The sequence below is a fragment of the Pseudomonas sp. OVF7 genome, assembly GCF_030644265.1.
GTDB classification, from domain to species: domain Bacteria; phylum Pseudomonadota; class Gammaproteobacteria; order Pseudomonadales; family Pseudomonadaceae; genus Aquipseudomonas; species Aquipseudomonas gorinensis.
This window is the reverse complement of record NZ_CP128996.1, coordinates 2,254,007-2,280,235: the sequence shown is the minus strand read 5'-3', so window position 1 is coordinate 2,280,235 and position 26,229 is coordinate 2,254,007. Positions and strand designations below refer to the sequence as shown.

The 26,229-nt window shown below is 61.2% G+C and carries 24 protein-coding genes; 13 read left to right on the top strand and 11 right to left on the bottom strand.

Features of this window, described 5'->3' with window-relative positions; genetic code table 11:
• Positions 1–16: 16 nt before the first annotated feature.
• Positions 17–430, top strand: coding sequence for an NUDIX domain-containing protein (locus QU606_RS10445; RefSeq protein WP_024073679.1), 414 nt, complete (start codon positions 17–19; stop codon positions 428–430).
• A 13-nt stretch (positions 431–443) separates the two neighbouring features.
• Here QU606_RS10445 and metR read toward each other — a convergent pair whose 3' ends face one another.
• On the bottom strand, positions 444–1,361 hold the full coding sequence (gene metR, locus QU606_RS10440) for a transcriptional regulator MetR (RefSeq protein WP_024073680.1): 918 nt from the start codon (positions 1,359–1,361) through the stop codon (positions 444–446).
• A 182-nt stretch (positions 1,362–1,543) separates the two neighbouring features.
• Between metR and QU606_RS10435 the strand changes: the two genes are divergently transcribed.
• The 6 genes from QU606_RS10435 (at position 1,544) to QU606_RS10410 (ending at position 7,480) form a co-directional block, all read left to right on the top strand.
• On the top strand, positions 1,544–2,563 hold the full coding sequence (locus QU606_RS10435; RefSeq protein WP_041160850.1) for an alpha/beta fold hydrolase: 1,020 nt from the start codon (positions 1,544–1,546) through the stop codon (positions 2,561–2,563).
• Positions 2,564–2,618: 55 nt separating this feature from the next.
• Complete coding sequence (locus tag QU606_RS10430) at positions 2,619–3,272, top strand: DsbA family oxidoreductase (RefSeq protein WP_024073682.1); 654 nt, start codon at positions 2,619–2,621, stop codon at positions 3,270–3,272.
• 999 nt (positions 3,273–4,271) lie between these two features.
• Entirely contained in the window at positions 4,272–5,396 is a 1,125-nt protein-coding gene (locus QU606_RS10425; protein ID WP_069076169.1) for an IS481 family transposase, read from the top strand.
• A 376-nt stretch (positions 5,397–5,772) separates the two neighbouring features.
• Positions 5,773–6,693 carry an arginase family protein gene (locus QU606_RS10420; protein WP_150292744.1) on the top strand — a complete coding sequence of 307 codons (921 nt, stop codon included), beginning with the start codon at positions 5,773–5,775 and terminating at the stop codon, positions 6,691–6,693.
• Positions 6,690–7,067: an EamA family transporter gene (locus QU606_RS10415; RefSeq protein WP_024073686.1), complete on the top strand. Its 378-nt coding sequence runs from the start codon at positions 6,690–6,692 to the stop codon at positions 7,065–7,067. Before QU606_RS10420 ends, QU606_RS10415 begins: the two co-directional genes overlap by 4 nt.
• Positions 7,064–7,480 carry an EamA family transporter gene (locus QU606_RS10410; RefSeq protein ID WP_069075347.1) on the top strand — a complete coding sequence of 139 codons (417 nt, stop codon included), beginning with the start codon at positions 7,064–7,066 and terminating at the stop codon, positions 7,478–7,480. Before QU606_RS10415 ends, QU606_RS10410 begins: the two co-directional genes overlap by 4 nt.
• A 50-nt stretch (positions 7,481–7,530) precedes the next feature.
• Here the strand turns inward: QU606_RS10410 and QU606_RS10405 are convergent, their stop codons facing one another.
• The gene (locus QU606_RS10405) at positions 7,531–8,397 is read right to left on the bottom strand and encodes a fatty acid desaturase (protein ID WP_024073688.1); all 867 of its coding nucleotides are present in this window, start codon (positions 8,395–8,397) and stop codon (positions 7,531–7,533) included.
• A gap of 76 nt (positions 8,398–8,473) precedes the next feature.
• Entirely contained in the window at positions 8,474–9,244 is a 771-nt protein-coding gene (locus QU606_RS10400) for a MipA/OmpV family protein (protein ID WP_024073689.1), read from the bottom strand.
• Between the two features lie 241 nt (positions 9,245–9,485).
• Between QU606_RS10400 and QU606_RS10395 the strand changes: the two genes are divergently transcribed.
• The 6 genes from QU606_RS10395 (at position 9,486) to QU606_RS10370 (ending at position 17,031) form a co-directional block, all read left to right on the top strand.
• On the top strand, positions 9,486–10,199 hold the full coding sequence (locus QU606_RS10395) for an MtnX-like HAD-IB family phosphatase (RefSeq protein WP_024073691.1): 714 nt from the start codon (positions 9,486–9,488) through the stop codon (positions 10,197–10,199).
• On the top strand, positions 10,192–11,586 hold the full coding sequence (locus QU606_RS10390) for an aspartate aminotransferase family protein (RefSeq protein ID WP_024073692.1): 1,395 nt from the start codon (positions 10,192–10,194) through the stop codon (positions 11,584–11,586). The genes QU606_RS10395 and QU606_RS10390 overlap by 8 nt, the downstream gene beginning before the upstream one ends.
• A complete protein-coding gene (locus QU606_RS10385) occupies positions 11,583–12,458 on the top strand; it encodes a carboxylesterase (protein WP_304998362.1) in 876 nt (291 codons plus the stop codon). The genes QU606_RS10390 and QU606_RS10385 overlap by 4 nt, the downstream gene beginning before the upstream one ends.
• 283 nt (positions 12,459–12,741) lie before the next feature.
• Positions 12,742–13,866 (top strand): GNAT family N-acetyltransferase, encoded by a 1,125-nt coding sequence (locus tag QU606_RS10380; protein ID WP_304998361.1) that lies wholly within the window; start codon positions 12,742–12,744, stop codon positions 13,864–13,866.
• On the top strand, positions 13,866–15,644 hold the full coding sequence (locus tag QU606_RS10375) for an ATP-binding protein (RefSeq protein ID WP_069075349.1): 1,779 nt from the start codon (positions 13,866–13,868) through the stop codon (positions 15,642–15,644). The genes QU606_RS10380 and QU606_RS10375 overlap by 1 nt, the downstream gene beginning before the upstream one ends.
• On the top strand, positions 15,634–17,031 hold the full coding sequence (locus tag QU606_RS10370; protein ID WP_024073696.1) for a sigma-54 dependent transcriptional regulator: 1,398 nt from the start codon (positions 15,634–15,636) through the stop codon (positions 17,029–17,031). The genes QU606_RS10375 and QU606_RS10370 overlap by 11 nt, the downstream gene beginning before the upstream one ends.
• Positions 17,032–17,088: 57 nt before the next feature.
• Here the strand turns inward: QU606_RS10370 and QU606_RS10365 are convergent, their stop codons facing one another.
• The 8 genes from QU606_RS10365 to glpD all read right to left on the bottom strand — a co-directional run bounded on the left by QU606_RS10365 (position 17,089) and on the right by glpD (position 26,058).
• On the bottom strand, positions 17,089–17,427 hold the full coding sequence (locus QU606_RS10365; protein WP_024073697.1) for a GlpM family protein: 339 nt from the start codon (positions 17,425–17,427) through the stop codon (positions 17,089–17,091).
• On the bottom strand, positions 17,427–18,767 hold the full coding sequence (locus QU606_RS10360) for a sigma-54 dependent transcriptional regulator (RefSeq protein WP_024073698.1): 1,341 nt from the start codon (positions 18,765–18,767) through the stop codon (positions 17,427–17,429). Before QU606_RS10360 ends, QU606_RS10365 begins: the two co-directional genes overlap by 1 nt.
• A complete protein-coding gene (locus tag QU606_RS10355; RefSeq protein ID WP_041160851.1) occupies positions 18,764–20,665 on the bottom strand; it encodes a sensor histidine kinase in 1,902 nt (633 codons plus the stop codon). Before QU606_RS10355 ends, QU606_RS10360 begins: the two co-directional genes overlap by 4 nt.
• 270 nt (positions 20,666–20,935) lie before the next feature.
• Positions 20,936–21,670 (bottom strand): amino acid ABC transporter ATP-binding protein, encoded by a 735-nt coding sequence (locus QU606_RS10350; RefSeq protein ID WP_024073700.1) that lies wholly within the window; start codon positions 21,668–21,670, stop codon positions 20,936–20,938.
• Positions 21,667–22,338 carry an amino acid ABC transporter permease gene (locus tag QU606_RS10345; RefSeq protein ID WP_024073701.1) on the bottom strand — a complete coding sequence of 224 codons (672 nt, stop codon included), beginning with the start codon at positions 22,336–22,338 and terminating at the stop codon, positions 21,667–21,669. Before QU606_RS10345 ends, QU606_RS10350 begins: the two co-directional genes overlap by 4 nt.
• Entirely contained in the window at positions 22,338–23,084 is a 747-nt protein-coding gene (locus tag QU606_RS10340; protein WP_024073702.1) for an amino acid ABC transporter permease, read from the bottom strand. The genes QU606_RS10345 and QU606_RS10340 overlap by 1 nt, the downstream gene beginning before the upstream one ends.
• 194 nt (positions 23,085–23,278) lie before the next feature.
• Positions 23,279–24,205: a glutamate/aspartate ABC transporter substrate-binding protein gene (locus tag QU606_RS10335; protein WP_024073703.1), complete on the bottom strand. Its 927-nt coding sequence runs from the start codon at positions 24,203–24,205 to the stop codon at positions 23,279–23,281.
• Between the two features lie 314 nt (positions 24,206–24,519).
• Positions 24,520–26,058 carry a glycerol-3-phosphate dehydrogenase gene (gene glpD / locus QU606_RS10330; protein WP_102625271.1) on the bottom strand — a complete coding sequence of 513 codons (1,539 nt, stop codon included), beginning with the start codon at positions 26,056–26,058 and terminating at the stop codon, positions 24,520–24,522.
• Positions 26,059–26,229 lie beyond the last annotated feature (171 nt).

Here is a 26,229-nt window from a genome sequence, read left to right as displayed (position 1 = left end):
TCGAGGCAGCCTGTACATGACCACTACGATTCGAATCGCCGCGGCCCTGCTGATCGGCGGCGACGGCCAAACCCTGCTGGTGCGCAAGCGTGGCACCCAGGCTTTCATGCAACCCGGCGGCAAGATCGACGCCGGTGAGCAACCTGTCCAAGCCCTGGCCCGTGAGCTGTACGAAGAACTGAACCTGCAGATTGACCCCGGCGCGGCCGTGTACCTCGGCCGCTTCTCGGCCCCGGCTGCCAACGAGCCGGGTTTCACCGTGCAAGCCGAGTTGTTCCAGGTACACATTGATGTACCGGTGAGCCCCGCCGCTGAAATCGAAGAGGTGCGCTGGATTGACCCGGCCGGTGATGGTGGCCTGGCGCTGGCGCCGTTGACCCGTGACCTGATCCTGCCGTTTTATCGCGAATCCCTGGCCAGTACTGTCTGACGGGGAGAGGGGTTCAGCGCACCGCGCTGACCCCGTCCAGCGTGGAAAACGAAGTGTCCTTGGCCGTCAGCAGGAAGTCGCGCATGTACGGCGCATCCAGCATGTCCGCACGAATCCCCGCATACAACGTGGCAAACAGCCCTTTCTCGCCCAGGCGCTTGGCCTTCACGTAACCGCGCGAGCTGTATTCATGCAGCGCCCAATGGGGCATGCCGCACACGCCACGACCGCTGGCCACCAGTTGCATCATCATCACCGTCAGTTCCGAGGTCCGCACCTGGGCCGGTTCCACGTCGGCCGGCTCCAGGAAGCGGGTGAAGATGTCCAGGCGGTCACGTTCCACCGGGTAGGTGATCAGGGTTTCAGTGAGCAGGTCTTGCGGCACGATGTAGGCTTTGTTCGCCAGCGCATGCTGGTTGGCCACGGCGAGCATCGCTTCGTAAGTGAACAGCGGCACATAGGTAATGCCCGGCAGTTCCAGTGGGTCAGAGGTCACCACCAGGTCCAGGTCGCCGCGAGCCAGGGCCGGCAGGGGGGCGAAGGCAAACCCCGAGGCCAGGTCCAGTTCGACTTCGGGCCAGGCGTCACGGAACTGGTCGATGGTCGGCATCAACCATTGGAAGCAGCTGTGGCACTCGATCGCCATGTGCAGGCGCCCGGCGGTGCCGCCGACCAACCGCGCGATATCGCGCTCGGCACCCCGCAGCAAGGGCAGGGTGGCATCGGCCAGTTGCAGCAGACGCAGGCCGGCGCTGGTGAAACGCACGGGTTTGGTCTTGCGCACGAACAACGGCATGCCCAGGCGCTCTTCAAGCTCCTTGAACTGGTGGGACAGCGCCGATTGCGTCAGGTGCAGGCGCTCGGCGGCTTCCACCAGGCTGTCGGCTTCGCGCAGGGCGTGCAGGGTCTTGAGGTGACGGATCTCGAGCACGGGCTCTCCATGAGGATAGTTTGTGACAAGTTGCGATAGCGTGAGTTTGTCTCATGTTCGCGGGCCTGTCGACCACGACCACCGGGCACTCTTCATCAAACTGTCATGGAAGTGTGGCAGCGCGCTTGAACAAACTTCATCAGACTCGCGCTCTACTGGGGTTCTGCGTTTCGGTGTTTTTCATGCGCGTGTTGTTTTTACTGGCCGCTCTACTATTCGGCCTGCCGTCTTTTGCGGCTTCTCGATGTGATGTCAATGTCCCGACCCAAACGGTCGACCTGGCTCAGGTGAGCATCGCTTACCAGAGCATCGGCCGTGCGTCCGATCCTGCATTGCTGCTGGTGATGGGCCTGGGCGGGCAGTTGATCCACTGGCCGGATGAAGTGGTCGTCGCCCTGTGCCAGCAAGGTTTCCGGGTGATTCGCTACGACAACCGTGACGTTGGCCTGTCCACCTGGCGCCAGGCACCGGCCAGCGCCAACCTGACCTTCGAAGTGCTGCGCTACAAGCTCGGCCTGCCGGTGGCCGCGCCCTACACCCTGACCGACATGGCCGACGATGCCCTGGGCTTGATGGACGCGTTGCAGATCCGCCAATTCCATGTGCTGGGCGCGAGCATGGGCGGCATGATCGCCCAGCACCTGGCCGCCATGGCGCCGCAGCGCGTGGAAAGCCTGACGCTGATCATGACCAGCTCTGGCGCTGAAGGCTTGCCGGCCCCGAATGCAGCGCTGGTGCAGTTGTTGTCGCGACGCAGCGCGCCGAATCGTGAAGTGGCGCTGGAGCAGCAGGCGGATTTGCTCGCGGCGTTGGGCAGCCCGAACGTGAAGGATGATCGCCAGGCGTTGTTGCACCAGGCGGCGCTGTCCTACGACCGCGCCTTCAACCCGGAAGGCGTGAAGCGCCAGATCATGGCGATCCTCGCCGAACCGAGCCGCGTGCCGCTGCTCAACCAATTACGCGTGCCGACCCTGGTGGTCCACGGCACCGCCGACCCGTTGCTGCCGGTGATGCACGGCGTGCACCTGGCGGCGCATATCCAGGGCAGCCAATTGAAGTTGATTCCCGGCATGGCCCACCGTTTCCAGGAAGCGTTCAAGGCGCCGCTGCTGACGGCGGTTCTACCGTACCTGCAAGCCCATCGCGAAGATGCTGCACATTGGGCGCAGATTGACCTGGGCGAGCCTTCGAAGGTGTTGTGACATTGGTGTATCGTGCAACTTTTGTGGCACATGAATGCCAGCGAGGTTGCCTACCATGAGTACTCCCCTGAAAATCGATTTCGTCAGCGACGTGTCCTGCCCCTGGTGCATCATCGGCCTGCGTGGCCTGACCGAAGCCCTCGACCAACTGGGCAGCGAGGTGCAGGCCGAGATCCATTTCCAGCCGTTCGAACTGAACCCGAACATGCCCGCCGAGGGGCAGAACATCGTCGAGCACATCACCGAGAAATACGGTTCCACCGCCGAACAGTCCCAGGCCAATCGTGAGCGCATCCGTGACATGGGGGCCGCGCTGGGCTTTGCCTTTCGTACCGACGGCCAGAGCCGTATCTACAACACCTTCGACGCCCATCGCCTGCTGCATTGGGCCGGGTTGGAAGGCTTGCAGTACAACCTCAAGGAAGCGTTGTTCAAGGCCTATTTCACCGATGGCCAAGACCCGTCCGACCACGCCACCCTGGCGATCATCGCCGAGAGCGTCGGCCTGGACCTCAAGCGCGCGGCCGAGATTCTCGCCAGCGACGAATACGCCGCTGAAGTCCGCGAGCAGGAGCAGTTGTGGATCTCCCGTGGCGTGACGTCGGTGCCGACCATCGTGTTCAACGATCAATACGCTGTCAGCGGTGGCCAGCCGGCCGAAGCCTTTGTGGGGGCGATTCGCCAGATCATCAACGAAGCCAAAAACTGAAGTCGAACCCTGATCCAAATGTGGGAGGGGGCTTGCCCCCGATGGCTTAGTGTCAGCCACCAAAGATGTTGAATGTGCCACTGCTATCGGGGCATGGGTATCTACACAATTTCCAGTGGTCTGTGGCGAGGGAGCTTGGTCCCGTGGCGGCCTTCGGGCCGACCGCTTTTTTGGAGTTTTAGCGAGTACATATCCGTTGCTGCGGTAACGGCGGCTGGCGGTTCCGCCCTTACGGCGGGTCACTTTGGAAAAGAGCCCCAAAGTAACCAAAGGGCTCTTGCCCCACCACTCGGCACCTCGCCTAGGCTCGGTGTGCCCTTACTCCGGCTTGAATCCGTGGGCCGCCGTCATGGGCCATCCCTGGCCCAGGACGGCTAACCCGGCGTCCTGCCGGGTTACCCACGGATTCAAGCCTTCGTTCGGCCAGCGTGGTTTAACGGGGCGCCTAAGATCAAGATCAAAAGCCAGAGCAAAAGCAGAGCAAAAGCAGAGCAAAAGCAGAGCAAAAGCAGAATGAGGTCTACCTGACTTATGGAGATATCTGACCTGTGGAGACCCAAATGTGGGAGGGGGCTTGCCCCCGATAGCGCCGGGTCAGTTAACAAATAAGTGGCTGACACTCCCTCATCGGGGGCAAGCCCCCTCCCACATTTTTACCGAGTACACCAGCTACAAATCCGGTCGGCTCTAAGGCCGCCGCGCTTTGGCTTTTGATCTTCGGCGCCCCGTCAAACACGCTGGCCGAACGCAGGCTTTGGAGCGTGGGTAACCCGGCAGGACGCCGGGTTAGCCGCGCTGGGCCAGGGATGGCCCATCGCGGCGGCCCACGCTCCAGAGCCTGCGTTCGGGCACACCGAGCCTAAGCGAGGTGCCGAGTGTTGGGGCGAAGCGTTTTTGGTTACTTTTGGCGCTCTTCTGTATGGACCGGACACATGGTTGACGGGTGTGCGGGGACATGGTGGACACTTTTCGGCGAGCCAATTTCGCCGGAAAGCCATCATGCCCTGGGACACGAGAGATGCCATGAGCCTGAAAGAAGAGTTTGTTGCCTTAGCACGGCAACCCGGCAGCAACAAACGAGAACTATGCCGACGGTTCGGTATCAGTCCGCAGACGGCTTACAAGTGGCTTAACCGCTACGCGACGCTCGGCCATTCAGGGCTGCAAGATAAATCCCGAAAACCGGCTACCAGCCCCAAGCTGACCACGCCGGCCCTGGAAGCGCAGGTCATAGCGCTCAGACAAGACCATCCAGCATGGGGTGGGCGCACGATCAGCAGCCTCTTGAAAAAGCAGATTGCTCCCAGCACCGTTACCAATGTCCTGCACCGGCACGGGCTGATTCAGCCGACTACGAAGGAGCAAGAGGCAAAGCTGAGGTTTGAACACGAGGCGCCCAACAATCTTTGGCAGATGGATTTCAAAGGGCATTTCCCGACGCAAGAAGGCAGATGCCATCCCCTGACTTTACTGGACGACCATTCACGTTTCAGTTTGGCTATTCAAGCTTGTGATAACGAGCGTGGAGCCACGGTGAAAGAAAGGTTGACCGAGGTATTCCAGCGCTTCGGATTACCGGCTCGCATCAACGTTGATAACGGACCGCCTTGGGGCTCTCCACGTAACCCTGGTGAAATCACAGAGCTGAGTATCTGGTTGATTCGTCTGGGTATTCGGATCAGTTTCAGCCGCCCTTACCACCCACAAACCAATGGAAAGATTGAGCGTTTCCATCGCTCACTCAAGGCCGAAGTACTTGAAGGGCGTCAGTTTTCCACGCTCAAGGAAGCTCAAGCAGCATTTGATCGGTGGCGTGATGTTTATAACCTGCAACGGCCCCATCAGGCGCTGGACTACAAGGTGCCTATGGACCGGTATAGAGCCAGCCCATGGGCTTATCCGCAACAGTTACCAACCTTTGAGTACGGACCGGACGACGTATTAGCCAAGACTTATCACAGCCGTTTTCGTTTTCAGAAACGCTACTTCAGCATCGCCAAAGGTTTGGCTGGGCATCACATCGCAATACGGCCCAACACTGAAGGTGATGGACTGTTTGACGTGTTTTTCTGCCATCACTTCCTACGAACGATCGACGTGAGCAAACCTGACTATGGTCCATAATGTGTCAACCATGTCCCCGCACATGTGTCCACCATGTGTCCGGTCCATACAGCGCTCTTCCAAAAGTGACCCGCTGTAAGAGCGGAACCGCCAGCCGCCGTTACCGCAGCAACGGATATGTACTCGGTCAAATCCAACCACATGGTCGGCCCGAAGGCCGCCACGGGACCAAGCTCCCTCGCCACAGACCGCTGAAAAAAGTTGTGTAGATACTTATGCCCCGATGAGGCCGCCATCGGGGCAAGCCCCCTCCCACATCAGTTCTGCGCAGGCTTCAAGCCTTCGCTCGTTCACCCGCTGGCCCGCCCCTTGCATTGACCCCCTAAAGCCCAGCCGGTATCCGGTTGGGCGCTGCCATTAGGGGTGAAACACTACCTTGAATATTCTTGACCTCGACCACAGCCTCACCGGTCAGGCGCCGATTGCCCAACGTTTGGCCAGTGGCCGCGCCAACCGTATCGACTTGCTGGACCTGGGCCCTAAATTACGCCTGTGGTCCACCGAAAAAACCTGGAAGCGCTTCGCCGAACGCCTGGCCCACCGGCCGCGGCCCACCAATGCGCGGCCGGAAATTCTATTTGTCGGCTCCGGCGATTATCACCACCTCACGCCGGCATTCCTCGCGGATTTGAAAGAACCTGTCAGCCTGATCCACTTCGACAACCACCCCGACTGGGTGCGCCTGGCACCCAAGCGGCACTGTGGTTCGTGGGTCAACCGTGCGCTGAAAATGCCGGCGATCCAACGTATCGTGACCCTCGGCCCGTGCAGCGACGACCTGCATAACCCGCAACTGCGCGGTGGCAACCTTGGCGCCCTCAAGCGCGGGAAATTGCAGCTGTTTCCGTGGCAGCACCCGCCATCGAAGGTCTGGGGCCGGGTGGGCGATGGTGCTGGCCACCAGCAGCAGGAAAACTACCTGCACTGGCGCAACCTGGCGGAGCTCGACTGGGCGGCCTTTCTGGACCAGATGATCACCAGTCTGCCCACCGAGGCGATCTGGATCACCATCGACAAAGATGTGCTGGCCAGTGAAGACGCAGCCACCAACTGGGACCAGGGCGGCATGCGCCTGACCCACCTGCTCCAGGCGCTGCGGGCCCTGGCGGCGCGCAAGCGGATCATCGGCATCGACGTGTGCGGCGAGTTCGCCACGCCGGTGTTCAGTAACGCGTTCAAGCGTTGGGAGGCCAAGTCCGACCAGCCACCGCCGGAGCGTTGGAGCGCGGAGGATTTGCAGCGCAACGCTGCCACCAACGAAGCCCTGATCAACCTGTTTGAGGAGCTGTTCCCGTGACCCTGACCGTGGTGTTGCTGGTGGCCTTTTCCATCGTGCTCGATGTGATCGGCCAACTGTGTTTCAAGATTGGCCTGGACCGCCTGCCAGCGCTGGAGGGTGAGTTTCGCCTGAATGCCTTCTGGGGCCAGGTGTTCAATGCGCCGTTGCTGTGGGCCGGGATCGGCGCCTATGCCATCGAGTTCTTCGTCTGGCTGGAAGCCTTGTCCCGTGCGCCGTTGAGCCTGTTGTTCCCGGCGGCGGCGCTGGCTTATTGCGGGGTGGTGCTGGCAGGCAAGCTGGTGCTCAAGGAAACCGTCAGCCGGCGCCGTTGGCTGGGAACCCTGGTGATTACCCTGGGGGTGATGTTGGTGGCGATTGGGAGTCAGGCATGAATACGCAGGATGTTGTGGTAGCGCGCCCAAGTGGCTGGTTGCACGGGCGCCTCGGCACCGTGGTGCTGTGGGCCTTGCTGATTTGTACCGAAAGCGCCGGGCAGTTGTTTACCAAGGTGGCTGGCAACCAACTGGGCCAGATGGATTTCAACTGGCAGTGGTTGTCCGAGGTGGCGCGCAACCCAGGGATTCTGGCAGCGATCGCCAGTTACATCGGGGCGTTTTTCGTGTGGATGCTGATTCTGCGGCGCAGCAGCCTGTCCCTGGCGTTCCCCCTGAGTTCGTTGGTGTTTGTGGTGGTGCTGCTCGGTTCGTGGCTGGGGCTGGGGGAACACATCAGCCTGCTGCATTGGGTGGGGGTCGCGGTGATTATCGGCGGGATCGCCCTGCTGGCCGAGGGCGAAGAAAACTGAAATCGCCCTTCCCGTAGCAGCTGGGTCACACAGCTGCTACGGGAGGGAGGTCAGGGTTTGCGGTGTGCAACCAAAAAGCCCAGGCCGTGTGACACTGGAATCGACTTGACCCCCGCCGCACGCTGTTGCTCGGCAATCTCCCGATGAAACGCCTTCATCTTGGTCCAGTGCATCTTGGGCCGGTAGTGGTGTTCGGCGTGGTAGCCGTTGTTCATCCAGATCAGGTTGTACAACCGGCTATAGGAACTCACGCCCCAAGCGATCGGCAGGTCCGGGTTGCCGCCGAAGTGCTCATAGTAGCCATTGAGCGATGACAGGCACTGGCCGAGGTACCAGAACGGCAATAACCACAACACCGCCTGCCAGTTGTAGAACGCCAGGGCGATGTAGAACGCCACTGTCACGCCGATCTCGACCTTGACCCAACGCGCATCCGCCGGGCGCTTGCGCTTCATTTCGTCGTAGAACGGCTTGGGGTCGTCACGGAAGAAACTGAGGAAGGTATAGGCCCAGGGATTCTCCGGCTGCCCATCCTTGCCGCGCTGGTAGATCGACAGGGGGTCGATGGTGTGCCCATCCGGCCCCGGCAGATCGGCGTTACCGCGATGATGGCGGTTGTGGATATCGCGGTAGAGCGTCTGGGAAAAGCCGATGGTCACCGACAGCAACAGGTCGAAGGCGCGGTTCATCGCGCGATGGCTGAAGTAGGCGTTGTGGATCTGGTTGTGCGAGATGCTGTTGATGCTCCACGACAGGCTCACCGCGTAGAGCAGCGCCAGGGGCAACAGGGCCCACCCGCTCAGGCTATGAAAGGCGGTTACCAGCCAGATGACAAAAACGAAATGGGCCAGGCCCATCGTGATGGGGACCAGGTCCCAGAGCGAGTGGTGCAGCAGGCGGTAAGCGGGGCGAGCCATGAATAGCGTCCTGAAGAAATGAATTCCGGGGCGTCATTGCAAGGCTCAGACCAGTTTGTAAGAAGGTGTGTGCTTATTAGTCGAACTTGTAGCTGATGGCTGTCTGTACCTGGCCCTGGTTCACGTCCCCGGTCGCCTTGACGATAGTGCTATTGGCCGCCGAGCCCACCAGGTGCACCCAACTGGCGCTGGTCAGCAGCGACCAGTGGGACGCCAGGGGGAATTCAAAACTCTGGGTCAGCGTCATGTTCTGGAAGCCCGCGCTGGCGTTGTAGGCGCGAATGCCGGAGGCCGCGGATTCGTTGGCGTCCACGCCGAAATAGGTCTGGGTCTGGCGGGCGTCGGCAAAGTGCGCCATCAGGCCGGTGCTGCCAATAATCCCGCTGCCCAGTGGGTAACCCAACTCACCGCCGAGCTTACCCAGTACGCCACTTTGATCATGCCCGCCGCCAACGGCCTGGCCCACCTGGGCATACACACGCCAGAAATCGACCGGGGCGTATTGAACAAAGCCACCGATTTCGGCCATGTCCGAGACATTGCGCAGGCCGCGCAGTGAGCCGTTGGCCGTACGCCCCTGCAGGTAATTGATATAGGGGCCGGCGGTAAAACCGTTGGTATTGAGGGCGCTCCAGGTCAGGCCGTCGTCGGTGCCCAGGCTGACGCTGCCCCAGTCGAGGTCCACGTAGGGGATGGGCCGCGTTTCGTAGCGACTGCCGGTCGGGTCATGGGGTTGATAAGCGATACCTGCGCCGACTTCGCCGGTGATGCCTTCTGCCAGGGCTGCGCTGGAAAAGCCCCAGAGTCCCAATAAACCGGCGAATACAGCAGAAGTAACCTTGAACATGGAGCGTTTCCTTATCTGGCCATGCGCGCATGAACGCGCGAAGGGGGGGCCTGGCGCAAGCACTCATCTTGTTTGTAGCAAGCTACAAAAATTGTAGCTCCTGCGACACATATCGCCCGAATTACCCGCCAAACCCCCAGCCCTGCTGGGCCCAGGCCAGTTGGCACAGTCCCTGCTCTACCCCTTCTGCAAGCGCACACAGCGCGCTCTTCTTCAAGCCCTCCAACTCAAGGACAGGCAGATGATCCACTGGCATATCGTGTGTGACTTCGACGGGACCATTACCCCCACCGATGTCATCGACAACGTCCTCCAACGCTTCGCGGGTCCCGAATGGGAAACCATCGAGCAGGAATGGTTGGATGGGCATATCGGTTCACGCGAATGCCTGAGCCGCCAACTGGCGCTGATCAAGGCCACCCCCAGCGAACTGCTGGCGTATTTCGACAGCGTCGAGATCGACCCGGACTTCCCGGATTTCGTTGATCACGTCATCGGCCTCGGGGCCTCCGTCGAAGTGGTCAGCGACGGCATCGAGCAGGGTATCGCGCGGATTCTGTCGCGCAACTACGTGACCCTGCTGCCGATCCTCGCCAACCGCCTGCGCCAGGTCGACCAGGACAGCTGGCGCATCGACTTCCCGTATTCCAGCGATGCGTGCCGCGCCGCGTCGGGCAACTGCAAGTGCAAGTCCACGCCGCGCAACAAGCGCGTGCTGGTGATCGGCGATGGCAAGTCCGACATGTGCGTCGCGTCCACCGCCGATTTCGTCTTCGCCAAAGGCAGCCTCGCCCAGTACTGCGAAGCCAACAACATTCCCCACGCGCGCTTCGACACCTTCGCCGAAGTGACCGCATTGCTGGCCAGGCTGCCCCAGGGCATTGCCGCCAACGCCACCACCTTTGCTGCGACTGACCTCTCTATTGAAAATCAGGAACTCTTCCACCATGTCTGATATCCGTATCGCTACCGCCGAAGACCAGGTGCTTCTGGATAAAGAAGCCAAGTACTGCTCGTACGGCGACACTGTCCACTACATCGAGCCGCCGCGCATTTTCAGCCGCTGCGAAGGCTCCTACGTGTGGGACACCGAAGACCAGGCCTACCTCGACCTGCAAATGTGGTACTCGGCCGTCAACTTCGGTTATGCCAACCCGCGCCTGAACAATGCGCTGAAACAGCAGATCGACACCCTGCCGCAAATCGCCAGCCAGTACCTGCACAAAGGCAAGATCGAGCTGTCGGAAATGATCGCGGTCGATGCCAAGAAGAAATTCGGCCTCGACGGTCGCGTCCACTTCAACGTCGGCGGTTCGCAGTCGATCGAAGACTCCCTGAAGGTCGTACGTAACGCCACCAACGGCAAGAGCCTGATGTTCGCCTTCGAAGGCGGCTACCACGGGCGCACCCTCGGCGCTTCGTCGATCACTTCCAGCTACCGCTACCGTCGTCGCTACGGCCACTTCGGCGAGCGTGCGCAGTTCATCCCGTTCCCATACCACTTCCGCGGCCCTAAAGGCATGACCAAGGAAGAATACGGCAGCCACTGCGTGCAGCAATTCGCCCGCCTGTTCGAGACCGAATACAACGGCGTGTGGGACCCGAAAGTCGGCCAGAGTGAATACGCCGCGTTCTACGTCGAGCCGATCCAGGGCACCGGCGGTTATGTGATCCCGCCGATGAACTTCTACAGCGAGCTGAAGAAGGTTCTCGACCAGCACGGCATCCTGATGGTGTCCGATGAAATTCAGATGGGCTTCTATCGCACCGGCAAGCTGTGGTCGATCGAGCACTTCGACGTCAAGCCAGACATCATCGTGTTCGGCAAGGCGCTGACCAACGGCCTCAACCCGCTGGGCGGTATCTGGGCCCGTGAAGAGTTGATCAACCCGAAGGTCTTCCCGCCAGGTTCGACCCACTCCACCTTCGCCTCCAACCCATTGGGCACGGCGGTGGGCCTGGAAATGTTCAAGATGACCAACGAAGTCGACTACGGCGCGATGGTCATGGCCAAGGGCAAATACTTCCTGGAAGGCCTGCAGGACTTGCAGAAACGTTTCCCGATCATCGGCGACGTCGACGGCCTGGGCCTGGCCCTGCGCTGCGAAATCTGCGGCCCGGATGGCTTCACGCCAGACAAGGCGACCCTGGACTACATGGTCGAGGAAGGCATGAAAGGCGACATGGTGGTAGACGGCCGCAAGCTGGGCCTGATCCTCGATGTGGGCGGCTACTACAAGAACGTGATCACCCTGGCACCGTCCCTGGAAATCAGCTACCCGGAAATCGAGCTGGGCCTGAAGCTGCTCGAGCAACTGCTGGTGCGGGCGACCAAACGGTGAAACCGGCAGAGATCGACCTCGGTGAAGGTGATGCCGGCTTCGTTCTCGGTGAAGGTCCGGTCGGGATCCTGTTGATCCACGGCCTGACCGGCACTCCGACGGAACTGCGCCAGGTCGCCAAGGGCCTGGCCAAGGTGGGCAATTGCACGGTGTACGTGCCCACCCTGGCCGGGCACTGCGGTGACAACAGCGACCTGCAGGCTACCGGCTGGCTGGACTGGTACGAAGGTGTGCGCAAGACCTTCGCCCAGGTCAAGCAGCGCCATGCACAGGTGTTTGTCGGTGGCTTGTCCATGGGGGCGGTGATGTCGATGTACGTCGCCGCCGAACACTCTGGGCAAGTCGCCGGGCTGCTGATGTATTCCACGACGTTGAAGTACGACGGCTGGAGCATCAACAAGCTGGCGTTCCTCACGCCGTTGCTGATGAAGATTCCGTTCGGCGTGCATATCTGCCGCTTCGAAGAGAAGCCGCCGTATGGCATCAAGAACGAACGCCTGCGGGCGATTGTCGAGCGGCAGATGAAGGAAGGGGAGAGCAGCGAAGCCGGTTTGTTGACCATGGAAGGCATCACGGTGCGCGAGTTGCACCGTATGAACGCCGTGGTCAAGAAGCGCATGCCCGAGGTCAAGGTGCCGGCGCTGGTGTTGCATTCCATCGAGGACGACATCACCAGCCGCTGGAACGCTGACTACGTGGAACGCCACCTCGGCGGGCCGGTGACCAAGATCCTGCTGGACAACTGCTACCACATGATCACCGTCGACCTGCAATACCGCCGCGTGATCGAGTTGAGTACGGAGTTTGTCGAGCGACACTCCGCACTCTCCAGCGAGCTGGCGGGTTGTGGTGAGCTGGCTGCTTGTGGCTAACGGGGTTGTTTGCCCTCATGCCGTTCAGTTAAGCGGACATCGCCTTCTGTAGGAGCGAGGGGGACGCCTAGTTCTTGCTCGCGAAAAACGTCAACGATAACGCGTGTTTCCTGAATGAACGCGGCGTCTGTGAGTTCTTCGCGAGCAAGAACTAGGCGTCCCCCTCGCTCCTACAAAAAAACCTTAACTGAACGGCATTAGGGCAAGCCCGCTCGCCACAACAAGCCTGATCACCATAGCCACAACGCGTCCGCTTGGCACAGGCCATAACAAGGGAAATGATGTGATCACCACCCAAGCTTTCCCGACCGTCCGGGCCATCCCGCGCAGTGCCTGGAACGACTGCTTTCCCGGTGCGCTGGAGGACTGGGACTATTACGTCGCGGTGGAACACGCCGCCATCGCCGATTTTCAATGGCGCTACCTGGCGGTTTTTGAAAACGGCACGCTGGTGGCTGTGGCCGCCGCGTTCATCACCCATTATCGGCTCGACACCACGGTGTCGGGCGCCGGCAAGCGCTTGACCGAGCGTCTGGAGCGACTGTGGCCGGGTGTTTTGCAATTGGGCCTGTATGCCATTGGCTCGCCGGTGGCCGAGCGTTGCGACGCCGGGTTTGCCAGTGACGTGCCGCAGGGGCGACGCCCGCTGTTGCTCCAGCATTTGCTCCAGGCCGCCCGCCAGGATGCCGATGCGTTCGGTATCGGCCTGGTGGCGGTCAAGGATGCGCCGACCCGTGATCCGCACTGGGCCGACAGCTGCCGGGCGGCGGGTTTCCAGAGCATGCCGAGCCTGCCCACCGGGGTATTGCCGCTGCCCTATGGCTCGGTGGACGCCTACCTGGGGTCGCTGGGCAAGTCCACGCGCAAGGACCTGCGCCGCAAACTGCGCGCACCGGGCCCACGTGTCGAGTGGCGGCGCAATATCGACGACGTGCTGCCCGAGGTCATGCGCCTGTACGAGGCCACGCTGACCCGCGCCGACCTGCAGTTCGAGCGCCTGCCCGCCGGCTACTTCACCGGCGTGCTCGAACGCCTTGGAGAGCGTGCGGTCTGTGTACTTTACTGGGTGGACGCGCGGTTGGTGGCGTTCAACCTGATCCTGGTAGACCAGCATCGGTTGGTCGATAAGTTCTTCGGGCACGACGTCGAGTACACCCGTGACTACAACCTGTACTTCCGCAGTTGGCTGACCAATGTCGATTACTGTATCCAGCACAATATTGCAGTGTATGAGTGCGGCCAGGCCGGGTATGCCAGTAAGCTGCGCCTGGGGTGCGAGTTCGAAGGCAACAGCCTGTTCTTCCGCCACCGCAATCGGCTGGTGAACACCCTGCTCAAAGTAGTGAAGATTTTTATCCGACCGGATCGTTCCGACCCTGCCATGGCTGCTGCGATAAGCGAAACCTGATGATCACCAAGACCCGCCAGAAAGCCCGTCCCTTTGCCATTTCGCGCTGGAGCGTCCAGCGCAAGCTGGTGCTGGCGTTCTGGTTGGTCAGCGTCATCCCGACCATGATCGCCGCCGAGCTGGCTGCCACCACGTTGTCGCAGATTTTCGACAGCAACGTGCGCATCTGGCTGCAGGAGTCGACCAAGATCGTCAAGGACGAGATCGGTGACATCCTGCATGACAACGCGCGCATGGCTAAATTGTTCCTGCGCTACACCAGCCCGCCCTCCAGCCGGCAGGCAGCCAAGCACGACCGGCTGACCGCCGATATCGCCCAGGCGACGGATATCGACGTGGTGGCGCTGATTCGCACCAGCGACCACAAGCTGGTGTTCAGCACCGCCTCCGACGACATCGTCAAGCAGATCAGCCTGACCAGCAACGCGGTGTTGCAGACCGTGCAAGTGGCGGGGGTGAGTACCGGTATCGTGGTCTCGACCTTCGAGACCACCCGGGACGATGTCGACTATGTGTTGCTGGTGGCGACCTACCTGGACAGCAGCTTCCTGACCAGCGTGGCCGACGTGCATTCCCTCGACCTGCGTTTGTACCTGGCCAATCCGGGCGGCTTTACGGAAATCTTCTCGACCCAGCGCTTTCAGGATCACCCCTCGCGCATTCCGAAGAGTGTCGAGGCCGCATTGCGCAGCACCCGCCAGCCCAGCGAGCAGTTCACCAATAACTACAGCGGGTTGTACTGGCCGATATTCAATGACAATGGCGAGCTGCAAGGGGTGATCTTCAGTGGCCTGCTGCGGCATACCAGCCTGGTGGGGCTGGTGAACCAGAGCAATCTGTTTGTGCTGATTTTCCTGCTCAGTTCGGCGTTGTCCCTGGCGGCGGGGGTGCTGGTGTCGCGGCGCCTGACCCAGCCGTTGCGTGACCTGTCCCAGGGCGTAAGCGCAGTGATTTCGGGCAACTACACACACCGGGTGGTGGTCAGCGGTGGCGACGAGCTGGCGCAATTGAGCAGCACCTTCAACCATATGACCGAGCGCCTGGGCGAGCTGCATCACCTCGAGGCCCAGCTGCGTCGGCGTGACCGCCTGCATGCCCTGGGCGAGGTCGCCATGGGCCTGGCCCATGAAATCCGCAACCCGCTGGGCATCATCAAGACCGCCACCCAGTTGCTGCATCGTCGCTCCGACCTGCCGGAAAGCGACAGGCGCCATTTGGAATACGTGATCAGCGAGGTCAGCCGGATCAACGACCTGATCACCGAATTCCTCGACTTCGCCAAACCCAATCCGCCCTTGCGCGTGTTGCAGGCGGCGCGCCCATTGGTCGAAGAAATCCTCGGCTTCTGCGGCCCGGAGCTGGCGACCCACAACATCCAGGCGCAGATCGACGACCAGGCCCCCGGCGCGACGATCTATGCCGACGCCAAGCAGCTCAAGCAGGCGTGCCTGAACCTGATCCTCAACGCCATCGATGCAATGCCCGAAGGCGGGCGCCTGACCCTGGGCATTCGCACGGTCAACGACAACACCGTCATCAGCATCGCCGACACCGGGCAGGGCATTGCGGCGGATATGATCGAGCGCATCTTCACGCCATTCGTCACCACCAAGGCATCCGGCACCGGCCTGGGCCTGGCTAAAGTCTATTCGATCATGGAAAGTCATGACGGCAGCATCGAATGTGTCAGTGAGAACGATGCGGGCGCCACCTTCAGCCTGTACATTCCGGCTCATGGTGAAGACGACGCTGATGATGAGGAAAGTCATGACGCATAACGTATTGGTGGTCGACGACGAGCCCAAGCTCTGTGACTTGCTGTCCTCCGCCCTGGGCCAGAACGGCATCCAGGTGTTCACCGCGGGCAACGGCCTGCATGCGCTCAAAGTGCTGGAGCAGGAAGACATCGACCTGGTGATCAGTGACTGGCGCATGCCCGGCATGGACGGGCCGGCGCTGCTGGCCGAAATCAAGGTGCGATTTCCCCAGGTACCGGTGATCGTGATGACCGCCTACAGCACGGTAAAAAATGCCGTGCAGTCGATGCGCAACGGCGCCTACGACTACATCGCCAAGCCGTTCGATATCGACGAGCTGGACATCACCGTGGCCAAAGCCCTGCAATTTCGCGACATCATGCGCGACAACGCGCGCATGCGTGCCGAACTGGATGAACACGCGCAGTTCGACAGCCTGGTGGGCGATAGCCCGGCGTTTCGCAAGGTACTGCACGCCGTGGACTCGGTGCGTGACAGTACCGCAACCATCCTGCTGACCGGCGAAAGCGGCACCGGCAAGGAGATGGTCGCCCGCGCCATCCACAAGCACGGCAGCCGTGCCGACAAGCCTTTCGTGGCGGTCAATTGCGCGGCGATCCCCGAAGGGCTGCTGGAAAGCGAAATGTTCGGTCATCGCAAGGGCGCCTTTACCGGCGCCGTGTCTGATCGGGTAGGGCGCTTTATGCAGGCCGACAAGGGCACGCTGTTTCTCGACGAAGTGGGCGATATGCCCCTGGCGTTGCAAGCCAAGATCCTGCGCGCCTTGCAGGAGCGGGTGATCGAACCGGTGGGTGACCCCCGCGAGCGCAAGGTGGACGTGCGTGTGATCGCGGCCACCAACAAGAACTTGCTGGAGGCGGTGGCCAACAAAGAGTTTCGCGAAGACCTGTATTACCGTCTCAATGTGTTTCCGATCCCGCTGCCGGCCCTGCGTGAACGTGTGGAAGATATCGCACCCCTGGCCCGGCATTTCGCCCAGACCCTCAGCGCCACCGCCGGCAAACGCATCACCGGCTTCAGCGCCGAAGCGTTGCAGGCCATGGCGGCGTATCACTGGCCGGGCAATATCCGTGAGCTGCAGAACTGCGTTGAGCGGGCGACTATCGTGGCCGCAAAGCCGGTGATCGAGGATATCGACCTGCCGGGTTATCTGTTTGCGTCCAAGCCAAGCGAGGGCGGTGTGACGGCGATCCTCAGCGACGGGCCGGGCATTCCCCAGGACCTGGATGCGGCGCTGGCCGAGGTCGAGAAAGCCTACATTCTTGCGGCGTTGCACGAGTGCCATGGCGTGCAGGCTGCGGCGGCGGCGAAGATCGGGATTTCCGAGCGCAGCTTCTGGTATCGGTTGAAGAAACTCGGGATCCAGATCGACAAGATAGTCCGCTGACGCAACCGGGATAAAACGGTGGAAGGGGGCTTGCTCCCACAATTGGATTGAGTGGTGTCAGGCGTGGACGCGTACCCACACGCTGACTAACACCGTCGCGGCCATCAGCCACGCTACCGCTGCTACGGCTAAAGAGGCCTCCAGCCGCATCCTATCCACCATCACGTACAACGTCGCCAGGTACACAAAATACGGAATGATCGACCACATCCCAAACAGGATCGTGGTCTTCAAATCGTCCACCGAGCGGCCCTTGCCGACGATGTAATGAGCGATCAGCGCAAAGGTCGGAAACAGCGGCACCAGCCCGGCGATGTAGTAGTTTCTGGTCTTGGCCAGCGCCGCCAGGATCAGCACCACTGCCGCGCCCAGTGCGGCCTTCAATACAAGATCCATCAGTGGCTCAACCCGTATTTCTTGACTTTGTCGAACAGCGTGGTCTTGGCCATCCCCAGTTCCTGGCTGGCCTGGGTCAGGTTGCCGCCGCTGCGTTGCAGGGCGTCGTTGAGCAGGTTGCGCTCGAAGGCTTCCACGGCCTCGGTAAAGGCCAGGCCCTGGCCGCCGCTGCTGGCGCCGCTTTTCTTGAAGGCGGGCAGGCCCAGGGCGAAGCGTTCGGCGACGTTGCGCAGTTCGCGCACGTTACCGGGCCAGTCGTGGCTCATCAGGCTGGACAGGGTCTGGTTGTCGAGGTCCGGCACGCTGCGGTCAAAGCGCAGTGATGACTGCTGCAGGAAGTGCTCGAACAGTTGCAGGATGTCTTCGCGGCGTTCGCGCAGGGGCGGCAGTTCCAGGGTGACCACGTTGAGGCGGTAGTACAGGTCGCTGCGGAACTGGTTGGCGCGGCTCAGTTCATCGAGGTTGGACTTGGTGGCGGCGATCACCCGGCAATCCACGGCCACGCTCTGGTTCGAACCCAGGCGTTCCAGGGTGCGCTCCTGCAACACGCGCAGCAACTTGATCTGCAGGTTGATCGGCATGCTTTCCACTTCATCGAGAAACAGCGTGCCTTGGTGGGCGTGTTCGATCTTGCCGATGCGACGTTTGCCGGCGCCGGTAAAGGCGTTGGCTTCGTGGCCGAAGATTTCGCTTTCGAACAGGTTTTCCGGCAGGCCGCCACAGTTCAGCGCAACGAACGGGTGATCGTGGCGCCGGCTGAAATCATGCAGGCAGCGCGCGACCAGTTCCTTGCCGGTGCCGGTCTCGCCTTCGATCAGCACGTTGGCCGAGGTGTCGGCGACGTTGGCGATCAATTCGCGCAGGTTCTGCATGGCCGGCGAACGGCCGATGATGCGGCCTTCAAGGGAATCGCGCTCGGCCAACTGGCGGCGCAGCGACCAGACTTCCCGCGCCAGCCCACGTTGTTCCAGGGCGCGGCGGGCCACATCGACCAGGCGCTCGGGGGAGAAGGGCTTCTCCATGAAGTCGTAGGCGCCGTTGCGCATGGCGCCGACGGCCATGGAGATATCGCCATGCCCGGTGATCAGCACCACCGGCAGGCTTTTATCCAGGGCCTTGAGGCGGGTCAGCAGTTCCAGGCCGTCGATGCCCGGCAGGCGAATATCGCTGATGACGATGCCGGCAAAGTTTTCGTCGACGTGCTTCAACGCCTCTTCGGCACTGGCCACACCGACGCTGGGGATGTCCTCCAGCGCGAAGGCTTGCTGGCAGCCGAGCAGCACATGGGGGTCGTCTTCGACGATCAGGACGGTCAGGTCAGTGTTTTTTTCTACGTTCATGTCGACTCAGTTTTTTGAGCGCCCGCCAAAGGCAGGCAGAGGACAAAGGCCGTACCACCACTGGCTGGGTGTTCCACGGCGAGGTTGCCACCCGTGGCCGCCGCGAGGCTGGCGGACAGGGTCAGGCCCAGGCCGAGGCCTTGCTCGCCGGGTTTGGTGGTGAAGAACGGTTCGAACAGATGCTTGCGTGCCTCGGGGTCGATGCCGTGGCCGTTGTCGCGCACAAGCAGGCGATATTTACCGTCGGCGCTGCTGCCTTCGAGCCACAGTTCGGGGGCCGGTTGTGCCTGCATCGCATCGAGGGCATTGCCGATCAGGTTGACCAGGATCTGTTCCAGGCGTGTCTGGTCGATCTGCAAAAGGGCAGGGGAGAAGTCGCGGTGCAGGGTCAGCGGCAGGCTGTCCAGGCGTGCGCCGAGCACCTGGAACGCGGCGTCCACGGCCTTGCCCAGGTTGGCTTCGCCCTGGTCATCGCCACGCCGGGCGAAGGAGCGCAGGCTGGCGGTGATGCGGCCCATGCGGTCGATCAGTTCGTTGATGGTCTTGAGGTTGGCGCTGGCGGTATCCAGCGCCCCGCGTTCGAGGAAGCGCACCGTGTTGCCGGACAACGTGCGCAGCGCGGCCAGGGGTTGGTTCAGTTCGTGGGCGATGCTGGTGGACATCTGGCCGATGGCGGCGAGCTTGCCGGCCTGCACCAGTTCATCCTGGGCGCGGCGCAGGGTCTCTTCGGCCTGGCGCCGTTCGCGAATCTGGCCCTTGAGCCGTTCGTTGCTGGCGCGCAGGTCGGCGGTACGTTCGGCAATCCGACGTTCCAGCTGGCTGTTGGCTTCCTGCAATGCCTCCCGAGCGGCGAGGCGGGTGGCGATGACTTTGCGCCGCTCGTTCCAGGCAATCAACAGGAATGCCACCAGACCAAAGGCGACGGCCACCAGGATGCCCTGGTTGATTGCGGCGCGGCGCAGGTCGTTGAGCGGGGTGAGCAGGGTGAAATTCCAGGGTGTGTCGCTCAGCGGTCGAGTCTGGGCGAGGTAGCTGACCTCCCGCTCGTCCGCCACCACTTCGCTGTTGGCCGGGAAGGTCAGTTTTTCGGTGCCTTCGTTGAGGCGCTCGCGGGCCAGGGGTTCCAGCTCGTTGAGCGTGGCCCAGTAATATTGCAGGCTGTGGGCCAGGCGTTCCTTGGTCTCGTCACTCAGCGGTCGCACGGCCTTGAGGCGGCGGGCCGGGTCGCTGGAGAGGATGATGATTCCGTTCTCATCGCTGACAAATGCTTCGAGGCGTGCGCGCTGCCAGCGTTCTTCCAAGGCTTCGAGGCGCACCTTGACCACGGCGACGCCGATGATCTTGCCGTGCTCTTCCAGGCCGTGGGCCAGGTAGTAGCCGGGTTCGCCGTTGGTGCTGCCGATGCCGTAGAAACGCCCTGGCTGGCCGCGTACGGCGTTCTGGAAATAGGCCCGGAAGGACAGGTCTTCACCCTGGTAGCTGTCGGCGTCGCGCCAGTTGCTGGTGGCCAGCACCCTGCCGGTGGTGTCCATCACGTAGATGGCCCGGCTGCGGCTGCGTCGGTTCAGGCCTTCGAGGTAGTCGTTGACGGTTTTGCGGGTTTCCTGGTTTGGGTCGGCCAGCAGCTTGGAGACACTGGACTCCAGTTCCAGGAGGCTGGGCAGGTAGGTGTATTTGCTCAGTTCACTTTCGACCGTGCGGGCGTGCAACTCCAGTTGGCGCTCGCCGGTATCGCTGAGGGTGCGGATACCGTAGTACTCACTGATCCAGAAGCCGATGTAACCTAGGCCGACCATCAGGGCGATGATCAACGGCGGCAGGAATAGTTGGCGAATCAGGCGGGGCTTCACGGCAAGTGATGGCGGCGCGGCGCGATAGAGGTTGGGGTCGCATTTCATCACAGATGCCTTGGGTCAACCAGTTATGGTGACGATGTTTGTCCTGCTGCGAGCGGACTGATTGTGGCGAGCGGGCTTGTGGTGGGTGGGCTTGTGGTGGCGAGCGGGCTTGCCCCGCGTTGGGCCGCGAAGCGGCCCCCAAACCAGCTACTGAGGATTGCCTGACACACCGCATTCCTCGGTACTGGGGCCGCTCCGCGGCCCAACGCGGGGCAAGCCCGCTCGCCACAACAAGCCCGCTCGCCCTCGCAGAAGGGAGCGCTGCTGTTTTTAGTGCTGCAGGATTTTCTCAAGGAAGTGCTGCGCACGCTCGGAGCGGGCGCTGATGTCGCCGAAGAATTCTTCTTTCGGGCAGTCTTCGATGATCTTGCCGGCGTCCATGAAGATCACGCGGTCGGCCACTTTGCGGGCGAAGCCCATTTCGTGGGTCACACACATCATGGTCATGCCTTCCTGGGCCAGTTGCACCATCACGTCCAGCACTTCGTTGACCATTTCCGGGTCGAGGGCGGAGGTCGGTTCGTCGAACAGCATGACGATCGGGTCCATGGCCAGGGCGCGGGCAATCGCCACACGTTGCTGCTGGCCACCGGAAAGCTGGCCAGGGTGCTTGTGGGCGTGGGCCGACAGGCCAACACGATCAAGCAGTTGCAGGCCTTTCTTGGTGGCTTCTTCCTTGCTGCGGCCGAGCACCTTGATCTGCGCAATGGTCAGGTTTTCGGTGATGGTCAGGTGCGGGAACAGCTCGAAGTGCTGGAACACCATGCCCACGCGCGAACGCAACTTCGGCAGGTCGGTCTTCGGATCGGCGATGGAAGTGCCGTCGACGATCACATCGCCCTTCTGGAACGGTTCCAGCGCGTTGACGCATTTGATCAGGGTGGATTTGCCCGAACCGGACGGCCCGCACACCACGATCACTTCGCCTTTCTTGACCTCGGTGCTGCAATCGGTCAGCACCTGGAAGTCGCCATACCACTTGTTGACATTCTTGATAGAGATCATACGGCAAACCTTTTTTGCAGACGCTTGACCAGCAGCGAGGCGGAAAAGCTGATGATGAAGTAGACGACACCGGCGAAGATCAGGAACTCATTGGAGCGGCCAATGATGTCGCCGTTGGAGCGGGCGGAGTTGAGGAAGTCCACCAGGCCCACGGTGTAGACCAGCGAGGTGTCCTGGAACAGGATGATGCTCTGTTGCAGCAGCAACGGGGTCATCTTGCGGAACGCCTGGGGCAGGATGATCAGGCGCATGGTCTGGCCGTAGGTCATGCCCATCGCTTGTGCGGCGGCCATCTGGCCCTTGGGGATCGACTGCACGCCGGCCCGTACGATCTCGCAGAAGTACGCGGCCTCGAACATCATGAACGCCACGACGCAGGAGGTGAATGCCCCGATTGGCGTGTCCTGGCCGGTGATCCAGCGCAGTACGAACGGTACCGCCAGGTAGAACCAGGTGATCACCAGCAGCAGCGGGATCGAACGGAAGTAGTTCACATAGGCGCCGGCCACGCGGGACAACAGCTTGTTGGACGACAGGCGCATCAGGGCCAGGACGGTGCCGATGATGATGCCGCCGACCACGCCCATGACCATCAGCTTCAAGGTCATGACCATGCCGTTCCACAGGCCCGGGATGGCGGGGATGATGCCGCTGAAATCGAATTCCATTATTTACCCCCCACGGAGATCAGGCCGGGCACTGCGACTTTCTTCTCGACCACGCGCATCAGCAGCATCAGGCTCATGTTCAGGGTGAAGTAGATCAGCGTGGCCAGGGTGAAGGCCTCGAACAGGTTGGCCGAGAACTCGGCGGTCTGCTTGGTTTGCGCCAGCAGTTCCATCAGGCCGATCAAGGACGCCACGGAGGAGTTCTTGAACACGTTGAGGAATTCCGAGGTAAGCGGCGGAATGATGATCCGGTAGGCCTGGGGCAGCAGCACGTTCCAGTAGATCTGCGGCAGCTTGAAACCCATGGCGCGTGCGGCCGCTTCTTGGCCACGTGGCAGCGCCTGGATGCCGGTGCGCACCTGTTCACACACACGGGCGGCGGTGAACAGGCCCAGGCACACGACAACGCTCAGGTAGGCCGAGGTGGTCGGGTTGAGGTCCTGCTTGTACCAGTCCTGCAGGTTCTGCGGCAGCAGGTCGGGTATCAGGAAGTACCAGATGAACAGCTGCACCAGCAGCGGTACGTTACGAAACAGTTCCACGTAGCAGGTCGCAATGCCCGATACGAGACGGTTTGGCACGGTGCGCATGACGCCCAGAATGGACCCCAGCAGCAAGGCGATAATCCATGCCACGACAGCGATGGCGATGGTCCAGCCCAGGCCGGCGATGTACCAGTCGAGATAAGTCTCGCTGCCCACGCCGGTGGACTTGAAGAACACGCCCCAGTCCCAGTTGTAATTCATTAGGGTCTCCCCTCGAGATCGATCGATGTACAAGCACCCGCTTGGGGAAGATCCTTTCCCGCCTGACGACGAACGTCAGGCACACGCGATCGGCTCGAAAACCGCCAGGTCGAGTGTTCCAAAATACAGCCAGCAGGTAGTAACAGACGCCTGAGGGAGCGTTGGCTCCCTCAGGAGATAAGGTTAGTCAGTATTTAGATCTTTACTTCCGGCGCCGGCTTGTCGGTCGGGTTCTTGATCAGTTCCTTGACCTTTTCGCTCATCGGGAAGTTAAGGTTCAGACCTTTTGGTGGGATCGGGCTTTCGAACCACTTGGCGTAGATCTTGTTGATTTCGCCGGACTTGTACAGGCCGACGATGGCGTCATCCACGGCTTTCTTGAAGGCTGGGTCGTCTTTGCGAACCATGCAGGCATAGGCTTCAAAGGACTGCGGTGTACCGGTAATGACCCAGTCATCCGGCTTCTTGGCCTTGGCCTCTTCACCGGCCAGCAGGGCGTCGTCCATCATGAACGCTACGGCACGGCCGCTTTCCAGCATCTGGAAGGACTCGCCGTGGTCTTTGGCGGAGATAACGTTCATGCCCATCTGCTTGTCGGCGTTCATCGCCTTGATGATGCGCTCGGACGTGGTGCCGGCGGTGGTCACGACGTTCTTGCCTTTCAGGTCGGCAAAGTCGGCGTAGCTAGGCTTGCCTTCCTTGTCTTTCTTGACCAGCAGGCGAGTGCCGATTTCGAAGATGTTGGTGGTGAAGGCGACTTGCTGGGCGCGTTCGGCGTTGTTGGTGGTGGAACCGCACTCGATGTCCACGGTGCCGTTCTGCACCAGCGGGATACGGGTCTGCGAGGTGACCAGGTTGTACTTGGTCTGCAGGTCGGGTTTGTTCAGGTCTTTTTTCAGGGCTTCGACGATGGCCAGCTGGATGTCGTGGGAGTAGCCCACTGGCTTGCCTGAAGCATCCGCAATGTAGGAAAACGGAATGGAGCTGTCGCGGTGCCCGAGGGTGATGGTGCCGGAGTCGTTGATTTTCTTCAGTGTGCCGGTGAGTTCGGCGGCGAAAACTGGAGTGCTGATCAGAGCAGCAGCGATAGCTGCGCCCAAAATATGGGGAACGATGCGCATCAATACTTCCTCGACATTTGTTTTTTTTATGAAGCCGGCTAGACGGCTCTCTTGTACGGCGAATGCCCGTGACGGCTCCTGAGGCGTCCAAGGCAATCGTGAGAGAGTGTAGAGCATGAGTCGTGCCAGACCGGGAGGAAAAGGTTAACCGGTTGATTTATATCGAGATTAACTTCGCGTGACGGCAAATTTGCAACGGTTAGATCCGGCAAACCGAATCGGATGATGGATTGCGTTCGGAAAACCGAATGTGGAGGCCGGCATGAAAAAGCCCCTGGGCCACAGGGCGCAGGGGCTTTTGTACGACGGGTCCGTCAGGCTGCCTGGATGCGGCTACGGTTCTGTTCAACCTTGGACAGGTAACGTTGCACGTTGTCCTGTTCTTCCGGGGTGGTGAACAGGCCGAGCTTGGTGCGGCGCCACAGGATGTCCTGGGGTTGGGTCGCCCACTCTTCGGCACACAGGTAGTCGACTTCGCGGGTGTACAGGCCGCCACCCAGGTGGTCACCCAGGTCGGCCAGGGTGTGCACGCCTTCCAGCAGGCGCCAGGTACGGCTGCCGTAGGTGGTGGACCAGCGGCGCGCGATCTCGCTGGGTACCCAGTCGAATTTGGCGCGAATGGCCTCGGCCAGCGCTTCTGGCGTGGTCATGTCCTCGCCACCGGGCAGGCTGGCCGTGGCAGTCCAGCTTGGGCGCATCTGGGTGAAGTACGGTGCCAATTGCGCCATCGCCGATTCGGCGAGCTTGCGATAGGTGGTCAGCTTGCCGCCGAATACCGACAGGATCGGTGCTTCGCCCGTGCCGCCGGAGAGGGACAGGGTGTAGTCGCGGGTGATGGCCGAGGGGTTGTCCGACTCGTCATTGCACAGCGGACGCACCCCGGAGTAGGTGTGGACGATGTCGTCGCGGCTCAGCTGTTTCTTGAAGTGGGCGTTGACGACTTTGAGCATGTAGTCGGTTTCGCCTTCGGTAATCGCCACTTTTGCCGGGTCGCCGGTGTATTCGCGGTCGGTGGTGCCGATGATGGTCAGGTGGTTCAGGTAGGGAATGGTGAAGACGATACGCTGGTCTTCGTTCTGCAGGATGTGCGCGTGGGCGCCTTCATACAGTTTCGGCACGATCAGGTGGCTGCCTTGGATCAGGCGGATACCGTAGGGCGAATCGAGCTTCAGGTCTTCCTTGATGAACTTGGCGACCCATGGGCCGGCTGCATTCACCAGCGCCTTGGCGCGGATCGAGAACAGGCTGCCATCGGCGCGTTCCATGTTCATTTCCCACAGGCCCTTGCTGCGGTGGGCGCTGACGCAACGGGTCTGGGTGTGGATATGCGCGCCTTTTTCACGGGCGGCCATGGCATTGAGTACGACCAGGCGGGCGTCATCGACCCAGCAGTCGGAGTATTCGAAGCCTTTGGTGATTTCGCTTTTCAGCGGGCTGTCAGGGCCGAACTTGAGGCTTTTCGAACCGGCGAGCTTTTCCCGCTTGCCCAAGTGGTCATACAGGAACAGGCCGGCACGGATCATCCACGCCGGACGCAGGTGCGGGCGGTGTGGCAGCACAAAGCGCATTTGTTTGACGATGTGCGGTGCCTTGCCCAGCAGCACTTCACGTTCGGCCAGGGCTTCGCGCACCAGGCGGAATTCGTAATGTTCGAGGTAGCGCAGGCCGCCATGGATGAGCTTGCTGCTGGCGGAAGAGGTGTGGCTGGCCAGGTCGTCCTTTTCGCAAAGGAACACCGACAGACCGCGCCCGGCTGCGTCTGCTGCAATGCCGACGCCATTGATCCCGCCACCGATAACGGCAACGTCATAGACTTCGGCAAGCGGTGGAGCAGGCAAGGTAGAAGGGTTCATCGGCTGGCCTCGCGATCTTTTTCGTATTGGAATTCGAACATTAATGTTCATTTGCGAAAATGGTAGCTGATAAACGCGCCCACAGCCACCCGACTTCGATTGAAAAAACTCATCGAAGGGGCGAGAAAAGAAAATTTGTGAACATGAAACCGAGGCAGGCTTAGGCAATGG

Coding starts and splice junctions, on each gene's coding strand:
- QU606_RS10445 (WP_024073679.1), top strand. CDS start 17: ATGACCACTACGATTCGAATCGCCGCGGCCCTGCTGATCGGCGGCGAC.
- QU606_RS10435 (WP_041160850.1), top strand. CDS start 1,544: ATGCGCGTGTTGTTTTTACTGGCCGCTCTACTATTCGGCCTGCCGTCT.
- QU606_RS10430 (WP_024073682.1), top strand. CDS start 2,619: ATGAGTACTCCCCTGAAAATCGATTTCGTCAGCGACGTGTCCTGCCCC.
- QU606_RS10425 (WP_069076169.1), top strand. CDS start 4,272: ATGCCCTGGGACACGAGAGATGCCATGAGCCTGAAAGAAGAGTTTGTT.
- QU606_RS10410 (WP_069075347.1), top strand. CDS start 7,064: ATGAATACGCAGGATGTTGTGGTAGCGCGCCCAAGTGGCTGGTTGCAC.
- QU606_RS10405 (WP_024073688.1), bottom strand. CDS start 8,397: ATGGCTCGCCCCGCTTACCGCCTGCTGCACCACTCGCTCTGGGACCTG.
- QU606_RS10400 (WP_024073689.1), bottom strand. CDS start 9,244: ATGTTCAAGGTTACTTCTGCTGTATTCGCCGGTTTATTGGGACTCTGG.
- QU606_RS10395 (WP_024073691.1), top strand. CDS start 9,486: ATGATCCACTGGCATATCGTGTGTGACTTCGACGGGACCATTACCCCC.
- QU606_RS10390 (WP_024073692.1), top strand. CDS start 10,192: ATGTCTGATATCCGTATCGCTACCGCCGAAGACCAGGTGCTTCTGGAT.
- QU606_RS10375 (WP_069075349.1), top strand. CDS start 13,866: ATGATCACCAAGACCCGCCAGAAAGCCCGTCCCTTTGCCATTTCGCGC.
- QU606_RS10370 (WP_024073696.1), top strand. CDS start 15,634: ATGACGCATAACGTATTGGTGGTCGACGACGAGCCCAAGCTCTGTGAC.
- QU606_RS10365 (WP_024073697.1), bottom strand. CDS start 17,427: ATGGATCTTGTATTGAAGGCCGCACTGGGCGCGGCAGTGGTGCTGATC.
- QU606_RS10360 (WP_024073698.1), bottom strand. CDS start 18,767: ATGAACGTAGAAAAAAACACTGACCTGACCGTCCTGATCGTCGAAGAC.
- QU606_RS10355 (WP_041160851.1), bottom strand. CDS start 20,665: ATGAAATGCGACCCCAACCTCTATCGCGCCGCGCCGCCATCACTTGCC.
- QU606_RS10350 (WP_024073700.1), bottom strand. CDS start 21,670: ATGATCTCTATCAAGAATGTCAACAAGTGGTATGGCGACTTCCAGGTG.
- QU606_RS10345 (WP_024073701.1), bottom strand. CDS start 22,338: ATGGAATTCGATTTCAGCGGCATCATCCCCGCCATCCCGGGCCTGTGG.
- QU606_RS10340 (WP_024073702.1), bottom strand. CDS start 23,084: ATGAATTACAACTGGGACTGGGGCGTGTTCTTCAAGTCCACCGGCGTG.
- QU606_RS10335 (WP_024073703.1), bottom strand. CDS start 24,205: ATGCGCATCGTTCCCCATATTTTGGGCGCAGCTATCGCTGCTGCTCTG.
- glpD (WP_102625271.1), bottom strand. CDS start 26,058: ATGAACCCTTCTACCTTGCCTGCTCCACCGCTTGCCGAAGTCTATGAC.